The sequence below is a fragment of the Acinetobacter sp. YT-02 genome, from assembly GCF_002412355.1.
In the GTDB taxonomy this organism is placed as follows: Bacteria; Pseudomonadota; Gammaproteobacteria; order Pseudomonadales; family Moraxellaceae; genus Acinetobacter; species Acinetobacter towneri.
Map to the genome: position 1 here is coordinate 1 of NZ_NOZT01000067.1, position 11,468 is coordinate 11,468.

Below are 11,468 nucleotides of genomic sequence, written 5' to 3' on the forward strand. Positions count from 1 at the left end.
AAACAAGGTGTGGTTCCTACACATATTGCTGTAATCGTTGCGTTGATTTCTACGATGAAAGATGAGGGATTAGATTTCTATCCAATTTTTGAAAAAGTTAAGTCGTATTCACAAGAATAAAACTCTCGTTTTTTGATTGTTGTAAGCTTTTTAGTAGATATTAATGATGTAAAAAATGCCTGAAGTTCAGGCATTTTTTTTGTTTCAAGGATTTATAAGCCTCGATAGAACTTTTCAATAAGTATCGAGTTGTGAGAACCAGGGTGATCATCAAATTCTTATGTTCTGAGATCTTAGGTCGAGCAATCGGTAAACCGGACATTTCTATTTGGGGGTTACAACTGAATTTCGCATAAGAGATTTTATGTTAAATATATAGCCAAAGATGCTGTTGTAAGAACAAGAAATTTGCTCCAAAACCTTATATAACTTAGTATTCAGCCGTCTGTTTTATTACTGTTGTATAAGCTAATTATGCCAAATGTTGTTGATCTATTTTGTGGTTGTGGCGGTCTTTCTTATGGCTTTGAACAAGAAGGATTCAAAACTATTTTAGGAATAGATCATGATAAAGCAGCTATCGAAACTTTTAAGCTAAATCATAAAGATGCTAAGACTATTCTTGGAGATATTCGGGAAGTATCTAATCAACAAATATTAGATATATTAGATGGAAGTTCTGTAGATGTCGTTATTGGTGGTCCTCCATGCCAGGGATTATCTTTATCCGGCCCTCGTAGGTTAGAAGACCCACGTAATCAGTTATACCTATCTTTTATTCGTATAGTGTCGTTACTTAATCCTAAATATGTTTTGATTGAAAATGTTCCTGGTATGGTTTCCTTGTTTAAAGGAAAAATTAAGGATGAAATTCTCAAAAGTCTAGAAGAATTAGGCTATACGGTGAATTTTCAAATATTAAAAGCATCTGAATATGGTGTTCCTCAACATCGACGCCGAGTATTTTTTATAGGAACAAAGAACGGTGAGAAGTTTGAATTCCCTTTACCTACTCATAAAGAACAAGAAGACTTGATTTTTAAAAAAATGGTAAGCACTTATGATGCTTTACATGACTTACCTCTTTTAGAAAATGAATTAGGTGAACCGATTCAAGAGTATGCCCTACCAATTCAAAACTCTTATCAAGAGTTAATGAGACATAATTCGAATAGTGTTTTAAATCACATTGCTGCTAATCACTCTGATAAGGTTAAAGAAACTATTAAATTAGTGCCTCCAGGAAAAAATTATAAAGCTTTACCTGAAGAGCTAAGAAATAGCCGTAATTTCAATGTTGCTTGGACAAGATTCCCCGATCATGCACCATCACCAACCATTGATACAGGTCATAGACATCATTTTCATTATTATGCCAATAGAGTTCCTACTGTGCGTGAATGTGCTCGTTTGCAATCATTCCCTGATCGGTTTGAGTTCATTGGTAATAAAACAGAGCAATTCAGACAGGTAGGAAATGCTGTACCTCCTGTATTAGCTCAAACTTTGGCAAAGAAAATACTTGAGAAATTATAAATGTACGAAGTTCCTGCGAAATTTTATCAACGTTTGCACCATCCAAGACCACGATTTAAGAAAAACATTGAAAACGTTTTGGGGTATATGGCGTTTTCGATAGCAGAGTTAGATGGTGAATCTGAGGCTATCTTTAAAGAAAAAATTTTATCAGCTATACGTGATTTTCCAGGTAATAGTGGACTAGAAAATAAGACTTTGCAGAATTGGCGGACAGAAATTAGTGCTCTATTTAGTATGGTAAATACAAAAGATGGGAAAAATTTTGCGACAGAGCTGTCTAAAGAGTTAGCTAATACAACTAATTTGAAAGAGTTTTTCTTAAAATTTATTTCCACATTTCAATATCCAGGTGGATTTCTAAAAAGTCATGAAATAGAGAAAATTTTAAGTTCAGGCATCCACTTTCATCCATTGTTATGGTTGGCAAAGTTTGCTACTTCATCTCGCATCTCTAAAGAAAACTTATACATAACGGACGTAGAGTTTTGTCATTGTGTTTTAAATGATCTTAGAGTAACAAGAGATCATGAAGATATTTCTCTAACTATTAGCAGAATTTTGAAAAACCGTTCAGATAAGGTTACTTATGATAGTCAGGGTGATACAAAGCGGTATGCACTAGATATTTTAGATTATTGTGTATTAGCGGGCCTGATGCTCAAAGACTATAAAGGTAAATACTTTTTTAGAGAGGATGCACTGGATTTCCTGAAATATTTTAAGGATCATGCGCCATTATTTAGAAGCTATAAAAAAGAGCAAAGTCTGCAAGAAATCGAAGCTGTGAAGCCCTTATGGATAGACTTTGTAAATGATTCTAGCAATTCTTTGCTCAAATCATTTGAAGAGGAAATATCAAAAGAAGCCTCTGGAGTTTCAGATGGATTAGCCTTCAGCACTAAGCAAATTGGTGATGAAGGTGAGGCTCTGACATTAGTCCATGAGAAAATTTGGCTATCTGAGAATGGACGACCTGATCTAGCTAAATTAGTGAGTCATATGCCAACACAATTTGCAGTTGGTTTCGATATTTTATCTAGAGAATTAGATGCTACTATGCGTCATATTGAAGTTAAAACTACAGTAAGTCAGAAAGATTTCACTGTTAATCGAGTTCATCTTACTCCTAATGAGTGGTCTGCTGCTGAATCACATAGAGATAGATATTTTGTTTATCGTTTACAGCTTTCTGATGAGAGTTGTTCTTTATGGATTATCCAAGATCCAGTTGGTTTATATAAGCAGGATCGTATCAAGATGGTTCCTCGAAATGGTGCAGATATTTTCTTTGATGAAAGCTGTTATACGCAAGTAGAGTTATTACGTACACATGAGTAAATTAAAAGCAGTCTCCCTGTTCTGTGGTTGTGGTGGAACAGATGTTGGTTTAAAAGGAGACTTTGAGTTTTTAGGTCAACATTATTCATCGAATAATGTTGATATCGTTTTTGCAAACGATATTGAACCAAAAGCCATAGAAATTTTAGAAGCAAATTTCTCATGTCCTACATTTGTAGGTGACATTAAAGCGCTAGACCATAAATCAATTCCAGAACATGATTTACTTACTGGTGGGTTTCCATGCCAAAGCTTTTCAATTGTTGCTCAAAATCCTCCACGCTTAGGGATTAAGGATGAGAAAGGTGAGCTTTTCTTTGAAATGTGCAAAGTTTTGAGAGAAAAGAAGCCATCAGTTTTTATTGCTGAGAATGTGAAAGGAATACTATCAGCAAATAAAAAAGAGGCATTTCCATTGATCTTAGAAGAGTTTAGAAAAAGTGGCTATTACGTTACTTGGAAATTACTAAACTCTGTGGATTTTGGTGTCCCTCAAAAAAGAGAAAGGGTTTTTATTGTAGGTTTTAAAAGTGAAAAACATTTTAAAAACTTTAAATTTCCTATATTGAATAATCTTAAACAGGCAACTTTATCTGATGTTATTTTCCCTGAAAGTGAAATAGATCCTAAATATTATTTCAGTGAAAGAGCTGTTCAGGGGTTATTGAATAGTAATAAGAAAATGAATAAGGGACGTGCTCAGGATATTAATCAGCCATGTAATACTGTTGGAGCACATCTTGCTAAAGTCAGCTTAAATAGTACAGATCCTGTATTGTGTATAGATGGTAAATATAGACGCTTTACTCCAAGAGAAGTTGCTCGTATTCAATCTTTCCCTGATACATTTAAGTTAGTTGGAAGCGATGCAGCCCAATATAAAGCTCTAGGAAACGCTATCCCTCCAGTAATGTTTTGGCATCTAGTGCAAGAAGTAAGAGCTGCTCTAAATGTTGAAAATATTTCATTGAAGGAAGCTGTTTAATTTAAGTTTTCATAAAACTAACATAATACACGTTATACGCAGTCAAAAATGGGAGCCTAAGCTCCCATTTTTATTGATGATTTTTTAATTCTTTTAGCATGGCATCCCGTAAAATTTCATTCATTCGTGTTTGATAGCCTTTACCTTGAGCTTTAAACCATGCAAGTACGTCAGCATCTAAACGAATAGATGTTTGTTGCTTCACTGGTCGATAGAATTGATTGTGGCGTACAGCATTACTCCAGTCGGTAATTTCAGGAATATCTGATAGATCTAGCTGATCGTCAGGAACCGTTCTCTTAGCAAGCAAGCGTTCAATTTCAGCATCTTGCTTGTCGCTGAATTTTTCATTCAGTTCTTTGCGTGAGTATCTAACCATGCTCATATCTATCTCGCTCCGCCTTAGTGACTTGCCTTGCACTAATGATTCGTATGATTTCACAGTCATCTTCATCAAAGATGGTGTGAGCTACTAACAGCATTAGTACGCCTTTTACTTTTCCAATGGTCTGCCAACGTTCTTCACCATCGGTATGTCGATCTTGGATTGAGATCCTCAGTGGATCATCAAAAACAAGGCTTGCCGTTTCGAAAGAGACATCGTGTTTTTTCTGATTCTTTCGATTCTTTGCCTCATCCCATTCGAAATACTGTTCCATAAAAAACATTCAAATTTGTATATACAATAATGTATCATATATTTGTATTACTCAAGTTGAGAAGCGTAATTTTTAGTCAAATTTATTGGCAAGAAGTATCAAAACCGCTCATAAAAAAACCGACTTGTTTCAAAATCGGCTTTTTGGGCATTTTTAGATTTTTCTCGTTTTATTAAGTGTCTGATATTTATATTAATATACAAGTGTATTGCGTATAACCACCATTATGTTAAATGGAACCTTCTTTAGTTGAATATTCATACTTTCAATGGAGCAAAACTTGCAGAATCTTGTCTAATTTGTAATCCTTGCAGCCAAGGGTGTCTAGCTGAGCTAAGGCAGGTATTTGTTGTAGTCGGGCCGCTATAATATTGATAAAGAGCGCCTGTATGTTTAATTTCAAGATTTTTAATAAAGTCTCTACGGAAGTGTTGACGATAAAAAATGACCTTCAGCTTAATTCTGAAATTCAACTTATAACAAAATATAAGACCTCTACTTCTGAAGATTATAAAAAAGCAATTATTTTGATCTTTAAAGAACGTGGTTATTCAGCTTTAGAGATTGGTCAACTATTGGAAAATTAAAGTAAAAGATTTATTCTGATCAGATAGGCACCCTTATTTAAAGGTGCCTATTCATTTTAGAAATTCTTAAATTTCAATCTGACTACCTAGCTCTACCACCCGGTTAGAAGGGATTTTATAAAAATCACTGACAGGGCTGGTATTTTTTTGCATTGCGACAAATAACTTTTCACGCCATGTAGACATCTTGCTGGACAGACTTGGAATTAATCTTTCTCTAGAAACAAAGAAGCTGATATTCATTAAGTCATACTCAAGATCCAGTACTGAAAAAGCTTGTTTCAATGAATGAGGCACATTAGGCTCTTCTTTAAATCCATAATGGATCGTTATTCTGAAAAAACCATTCTCTAGTACTTCAGTAACGATTCGCTTAGCTTCATCAACATACGGGATTTCAGAAGTCTTGATTGTCACCAAAAAATTACGTTCATGCAGAACTTTATTATGCTTTAGATTATGTAAAAGCGCATGGTGTACGACTTGAGGCGTTCCAGTTAAAAATACGGCATTTCCACTCACTTTCTGACCTGTCTGTTCAAGGTGCTCAAGAAACACATTCAGTGGAAGCGTGTCCTTCTGCAGTTTGTCCTGAAGAATCTCTCTGCCTTTTTTCCAGGTCATCATGAGGGTAAAAACAATAACCGCAATAACGACTGGTACCCAGCCTCCAATCAGGACTTTTAATAGGTTTGAACTCAGCAAAACCAGATCAATAAAGGCGAATGGAATAATGAACAGTAAGACTTTCCATGTTTTCCATTTCCAGTAACTATAAGCCAGAAAAGCTACTAACAGTGTGTCACAGAACATGGTCACAGTGACGGCCAGACCATAAGCACCTGCCAACTTGCTGCTACTTTCAAATATTAAGATCAAGATGGTGATAGAGATAAACAGGAGCCAGTTCAGTAATGGAATATAAATTTGTCCAATTTCCGAAGCGGAGGTATGTAAAACTGTAAGCCTAGGTAGATACCCCAACTGTATTGCCTGTTTAGCCATAGAGAATACCCCACTGATTAAAGCCTGTGAGGCAATCACTGCAGCTGCAGTAGCCAGAATAATCATAGGATATAGAAGGGCTGAAGGCAGAAGCAGGTAAAAAGGATTGGTGATAGCCGAAGGATCTCTTAACAGTAATGCTCCTTGTCCAGCATAATTCAGCATCAGACATGGCAGTACAATTAAAAACCAGCCTAACTTGATCGGTAAAATACCAAAATGTCCCATATCCGCATATAAGGCTTCACCACCTGTTACTGTTAAAACCACAGCTCCCATCACAAAAAATGAAATAAGAGGATTGTTAATAACGAATAAAAAAGCCCAGTGTGGGCTGAATAATGCAAGAACAAATGGACTTTGAATAATACTCATAATGCCAATGGCACCAATAGATAGGAACCATAACAGGGTAATAGGACCAAAAAACTTCCCCATCATTGCAGTCCCATGTTTTTGAACGGCAAAGAGAGCTATAAGAATTCCAATACTGATTGGAATAATGAAGCGATCAAATGACGGGGCAGCAACAGAAAGTCCCTCAACTGCAGATAAAACAGAAATAGCAGGGGTGATGATACCGTCACCGAAGAATAAGGATGCTCCAATGAAACCTAAGATAATGATTGCCAGTCTTTTTCCACGGGACAATCCTTTTTGCCTAAGGTTTAAGGCGAGTAATGCCATGATACCCCCTTCACCATTGTTATCAGCTCTCATGATCACCAAAACATATTTAAGCGAAACAATTAAGGTAATGGTCCAAAAGATTAAAGAGAGAATTCCCAGGATATTAAGTTCATTAATAGGTAGCCCGCGTGTCGCATGAAAGCTTTCTTTTAATGCATATAATGGACTCGTTCCTATATCGCCGAATACTACTCCTAGTGCAGCCAGTGTTAATGCTGGTACTGCCGGTTTACTCACATTATTTTGCATATATTTGATTTACAAAATTGGGGAGCCTCGAATTTTATCATCTGGCTTCTCATGAAATTGCCTTGTACATAAAAAACCATACTTTCTTAGAGTGTTATAGTTTTTCTAGCTAAGCCTGCACTATATAGGTGCTATTTCACTTATAAGTAATCCAAAAATATATGATTCTCTAATAGATAATTTTAAGTTTTTTCTAAAATTAACATAATACACCTTATACGAAATGTGTTATAATTGTCTTTATTAATCAATGGTATATATCATTTTGATTGGCCCGTATTCTCCAGATCGGGCTTTTTTTATGACTTTTCACGTTCCACGATCAATAAATAAACAATGTTCCACGGTTTTGATTAGTCTGATTAAATAGTCCTATCATCCATAGGGCTTGAAAAAACGGCTCCAGAAGCCCCTTTTTTCTGGTTCTGGCTCAATATGTTCAGGGACTGGAATACGCTTATTTTCCTTTTGTTCCGGAGTAGTCAATCCGTCATCTTTCTGGTCTGGTTCTAGTTTAGGATTCTCTATCATCTCAGAATCAACAGGAGGAACAACTTTGTGCTCTTCTACCCCTGTTTTTGGTTGTTCAAGCTGACCTTTAAACTCAATTCTATGAGTCAAATCTTCTATGTGTTGCATCAAAGCCTTTTCTCTGTGATTGGCTAAGTCCAATTGATTTTTAAGTAATGAAATTTGATCTTTTAATACAGTTTCGACTTCTGACTGGACGTGTACATGTACATCCTTCTGTACGTGTTCAGTGCGTGTACTGGACTGAACACCTGAAGGATTTCCGTAGACTCTGATAAGTTCAGATAGATCTATAAGACCATCATGATCCCTTGATAATTCACCATTTTTTATAGCTTCGTATATTGTTGTACGTGATTTTTTAAAGGCTTTACTAGCGTCCATAACGCTAAATTTTGTTGTGTTCAATGGAATCCCTCAGTGCGTGTACAAGGATGTTCATCTGAACATTCTACCTAAACATGAAATTTATTTTGTATTAAAGCCTACTTTCTTTAGATAGGGGAGTAGCTCTTCAATTTTTTTGTTCAATAGTAAGGTCGACATTGAATTCTGCTAATTTTTCAATCCATCTATTACCTTCGTTGTTCTTAAAATCAGTTTTTATTCTTTCTACTAATTCGTCTGTAGTCTCACCAGATTCTTTGAATCTCAAGCTCAATTCTTCACTTTGAATTATCGTTAAATAAACCATTTTTGCAGTTATTTTATTTTGCGCTTGGTTACTACCAGTTTCACTTTGTTGATTAGCTCCAATAGTTTTCTTTTTTCTAACTATAAAATTAACATGACTAGCTTTGCGTCCTTCTTTCTTAACTGCTTTAAACTCAATAGTCAGTTCTGTTTTAGAGTTAATGTCATCAATATGAGGTTTAAGAATAGTACTTTTGAAATCTCTATATTCTGGGTATGAATTTTCTGCTAGACCTAAAGCACTTTTTAATTCTTTAATGGATACATCGAAATTAGAACGAAATTCATTTTGTACCAAGAATGGGTAAAGTTTTAAACCGTGACCATGTAAGGCAACAGCCGACTTAACTTTAAATTTTGTATACGAATTTTGTTTATTAAAAACATACATAATGTATAGGGCAAAATGCGTGAAAGAAATATAAAAACATCCATCCTTGTATGAGCATGTACTAATGAGTCTTGTTCGAATTTCTCGATCTTTTCCAGGATGATAAAAAACTACACTGTGGTCGTAGAGAGCATCTACTACTCGGTTTAAGGCTACATAAGCACTGCTTGGCTTTAAGCCCGTCAATTCAGCATATTCTTTAGCTGTTACAGTGAATTCTGTTGTTTCATTGGGATCTGATGCTAGCCGAACTTTAGGGCTAAAAAAGAATAGCAATTTTAGAATATCGTCTTTTGGTGATTTCTCATGCTTCAATTGCCAGAAAATATTTTGAAAGACAGCATAGTCTTTTGGATAACGTTTGGCAGGTGCTGCAAGAGGAAAAAGAGATTTGTCATGTTCCTCAAAATTTTTAATTTTCTTTAATGATACAGCCATCTAAAATCACTATTCTTCTATTATGTGGTGGTATTTTTAATACTATTCACCCCCACTTATTAAGTCAAGCATATCTTGATTACAACCTAACATTTCGCCCCCACTAACCTAACATTTCGCCCCCACTAACCTAACATTTCACCCCCACTAACCTAACATTTCGCCCCCACTAACCTAACATTTCGCCCCCACTTAAAGTCAAAAACCTAACATTTCGCCCCCACTTAAAGTCAAAAACCTAACATTTCGCCCCCACTTTAGTGTCTGAAACACTGGTATAGCAACACATTGAGACTGGTCGTAAAGCTTTTTAAAAGCTTTTTAAAAGCTATTAAAAGCTTTTAATAAAGCTTTTAAAATTAATAAATGAAAAATTGCCCTTGGTTTTCGCTACGCTCAAACTCTATTGAATCTCGCTTTCGCTCGATTCGCCGGGGCAATTTTTTGGTTTATGTTTTCCTGAATTTAAGAAAAAGCAAAAGCAAGATCAAAAGCAACTCGGAATTCGCTTCGCTCATAGAGCTTTTTTACTCGCTACGCTCGGTCTAGGCTCAAATTTCTGCATATGATTTACGCTTATTTAGGCTTCACAGCTTAAAAAACGGTTTTTCAGAGAGTCTAGGCGCGAATTTTGGTGGTTCGCTCGTAGACACTCGCTCTATAGATGCTTATACAAGGCTTAAAATGGCGTTTTTTAGCCCGATTACAAAGTCATGTGATGAAATGATGGTTTTTGCTATGAAGTGGCTTAAATCGCAAATGAGAGCGAAATAGAGTTATTTTTATAAAGACAAACCCAGCCCCTTAGGGGCTGGGTTCTTAAAACCACTAGTTTGTACGTATTTATACTGCATCAACAGTTTGAAAATATCATTGTCGGCCAAGACAACTAATTTTCACGATTGTAGAATCGTTTTAAGACAGTTTTTTCGGTAAATCATGCTAGCCAAAGCATGTTGATACCACTCGAATATTACCGAAAAAAATCTGTTTTCAATCACCTTAAACATCACCAACTTATCGGCATAGACTTTCCCAATTAACAGCGCTTACGTTTTTATTCGCTCGAACTGTCTGCAACCTCGATGTAGCTAAGGTTTTGTACTGGTCTATTCTCTAACACTTCTAAAGACCGTCACCGATCACCACCTCGTTGTTTGCCTAGAATTGCTTTTCTGTGAACTCATCAATCAGAAATTAAATATCTACAACTCATACGGTGTGAAGTGCGCCCACGTTAGTTTCACTTGTCTTTGATTTCAATAAAAAACATTGAAATCGAGTAGTACGCTTATCTCTAACTTAACTAAAATCAATTCCATACTTCGCTAGACCGCAGTTCCAAGTCTTTTCTAGCTTATATTTCCTAGTTAAATTAATAAGGTAAAGCACTTACTCTACGCATATCGACTGCCATCAACTATTTTGTAGTTGTATGTTGACAGAGACGACCTTACAGGCTTGAGCTATCCATTGATCTGTCAGCAATTTGCAACGTATCTCTACGAATTCAGCAAATCACCGTACAGTACCGAACGATCCAGTTATTCACCTCACGCCCCTGACACCTTACGATGCCCTCAAAAGCCCACCTGTGCGCCTTGACTATGCCCTTGCGAAGCATCTGCCAAGCGGTTATTAACGCCATTCACCCAATCCTTGAGATGGCTCACCGTAACAAATAAAACAGGGTTAATTCACTAAGTTACCAGTCGCATGTTTTAAACGCTGATAACCCGTCAATTCCCGTGTCCGTGTCGCCCTACTTGCATCCTGTAAAAACAGGAACATAACTTTTGTAACAGGTAGAAAAGAGGAGTCACACCTCTCAGCCCCTATCGTAGCCGCGCCAGCTAGATTTCTCACGCACGCAGCTTCACCGATAAAAATTTTCACAACTTGGCACGTTGCGAAAATGGGTGATGTTGTTTGTTCATGGTTGGCAATCCATGAACAAACAATTTTTAAGGAAAATTGAATGTATGGATTGGCAGTCCAACGAAAAAACAATATCTACAAATCTGATCTTATGCGTATCAAATACCATGTCAAGTCGAATTTTTGGAACTGCTAATTATGCGATAGCATAATTCGGTTATAACTACCTATAACTAGTCTTTTAGATATAACTTTTAAAAAAATCTTTGGAATCCCTTTAAGAATCTACAAATGAGGGTATATTAATCATTAAATTTTTGGACTAAATAAGAAAAAATGATTTATTACACCACTGGCATAAAAGAGTTCACTCATACGACACTTGCATGTTTCAGCAAAGGTTACGATTTAGGAATTTTGATTAAACCGAGCAGTTTTAGTAATGCAGAATCCATGCTTGAAAAGTGGAATGACCGCTATGGTTT

Annotated in this window: 9 protein-coding genes and 1 pseudogene; 5 read left to right on the forward strand and 5 right to left on the reverse strand. The window is 36.0% G+C overall.

Annotated features, from left to right (window positions below; translation table 11 throughout):
* The 4 genes and pseudogenes from CF596_RS14650 to dcm all read left to right on the forward strand — a co-directional run.
* Positions 1–120, forward strand: a pseudogene (locus tag CF596_RS14650) (XRE family transcriptional regulator); the annotation flags it as partial.
* 354 nt (positions 121–474) lie between these two features.
* Positions 475–1,536, forward strand: a complete 1,062-nt coding sequence (locus CF596_RS13455) for a DNA cytosine methyltransferase (RefSeq protein ID WP_096902765.1) — start codon at positions 475–477, stop codon at positions 1,534–1,536.
* Positions 1,537–2,877, forward strand: coding sequence for a DUF3883 domain-containing protein (locus CF596_RS13460; protein WP_096902766.1), 1,341 nt, complete (start codon positions 1,537–1,539; stop codon positions 2,875–2,877).
* Positions 2,870–3,862 (forward strand): DNA (cytosine-5-)-methyltransferase, encoded by a 993-nt coding sequence (gene dcm / locus CF596_RS13465; RefSeq protein WP_096902767.1) that lies wholly within the window; start codon positions 2,870–2,872, stop codon positions 3,860–3,862. Before CF596_RS13460 ends, dcm begins: the two co-directional genes overlap by 8 nt.
* 70 nt (positions 3,863–3,932) lie before the next feature.
* On the opposite strand, the gene CF596_RS13470 is transcribed toward dcm, so the two are convergent.
* Together CF596_RS13470 and CF596_RS13475 are read right to left on the reverse strand one after the other, a co-directional pair.
* Positions 3,933–4,247 carry a BrnA antitoxin family protein gene (locus CF596_RS13470; RefSeq protein ID WP_096902768.1) on the reverse strand — a complete coding sequence of 105 codons (315 nt, stop codon included), beginning with the start codon at positions 4,245–4,247 and terminating at the stop codon, positions 3,933–3,935.
* Positions 4,234–4,521: a BrnT family toxin gene (locus tag CF596_RS13475; RefSeq protein WP_004884492.1), complete on the reverse strand. Its 288-nt coding sequence runs from the start codon at positions 4,519–4,521 to the stop codon at positions 4,234–4,236. The genes CF596_RS13470 and CF596_RS13475 overlap by 14 nt, the downstream gene beginning before the upstream one ends.
* A gap of 389 nt (positions 4,522–4,910) precedes the next feature.
* Here CF596_RS13475 and CF596_RS13480 point away from each other — a divergent pair, with 389 nt between their 5' ends.
* Positions 4,911–5,108, forward strand: a complete 198-nt coding sequence (locus CF596_RS13480) for a hypothetical protein (RefSeq protein WP_004282105.1) — start codon at positions 4,911–4,913, stop codon at positions 5,106–5,108.
* Positions 5,109–5,174: 66 nt separating this feature from the next.
* On the opposite strand, the gene CF596_RS13485 is transcribed toward CF596_RS13480, so the two are convergent.
* The 3 genes from CF596_RS13485 to CF596_RS13495 all read right to left on the reverse strand — a co-directional run bounded on the left by CF596_RS13485 (position 5,175) and on the right by CF596_RS13495 (position 9,105).
* Positions 5,175–7,052 (reverse strand): potassium transporter Kup, encoded by a 1,878-nt coding sequence (locus CF596_RS13485; RefSeq protein WP_096902769.1) that lies wholly within the window; start codon positions 7,050–7,052, stop codon positions 5,175–5,177.
* A gap of 375 nt (positions 7,053–7,427) precedes the next feature.
* Positions 7,428–7,991, reverse strand: a complete 564-nt coding sequence (locus CF596_RS13490; protein ID WP_257218535.1) for a plasmid replication DNA-binding protein — start codon at positions 7,989–7,991, stop codon at positions 7,428–7,430.
* Positions 7,992–8,097: 106 nt separating this feature from the next.
* On the reverse strand, positions 8,098–9,105 hold the full coding sequence (locus tag CF596_RS13495; RefSeq protein WP_096902771.1) for a replication initiation protein: 1,008 nt from the start codon (positions 9,103–9,105) through the stop codon (positions 8,098–8,100).
* Positions 9,106–11,468: the final 2,363 nt, after the last annotated feature.

Bases quoted from the DNA above. Each gene is read 5' to 3' on its own strand.
- CF596_RS13480 (WP_004282105.1), top strand. From the start codon at position 4,911: ATGTTTAATTTCAAGATTTTTAATAAAGTCTCTACGGAAGTGTTGACG.
- CF596_RS13470 (WP_096902768.1), bottom strand. From the start codon at position 4,247: ATGAGCATGGTTAGATACTCACGCAAAGAACTGAATGAAAAATTCAGC.
- CF596_RS13455 (WP_096902765.1), top strand. From the start codon at position 475: ATGCCAAATGTTGTTGATCTATTTTGTGGTTGTGGCGGTCTTTCTTAT.
- CF596_RS13460 (WP_096902766.1), top strand. From the start codon at position 1,537: ATGTACGAAGTTCCTGCGAAATTTTATCAACGTTTGCACCATCCAAGA.
- CF596_RS13495 (WP_096902771.1), bottom strand. From the start codon at position 9,105: ATGGCTGTATCATTAAAGAAAATTAAAAATTTTGAGGAACATGACAAA.
- CF596_RS13475 (WP_004884492.1), bottom strand. From the start codon at position 4,521: ATGGAACAGTATTTCGAATGGGATGAGGCAAAGAATCGAAAGAATCAG.
- CF596_RS13485 (WP_096902769.1), bottom strand. From the start codon at position 7,052: ATGCAAAATAATGTGAGTAAACCGGCAGTACCAGCATTAACACTGGCT.
- dcm (WP_096902767.1), top strand. From the start codon at position 2,870: ATGAGTAAATTAAAAGCAGTCTCCCTGTTCTGTGGTTGTGGTGGAACA.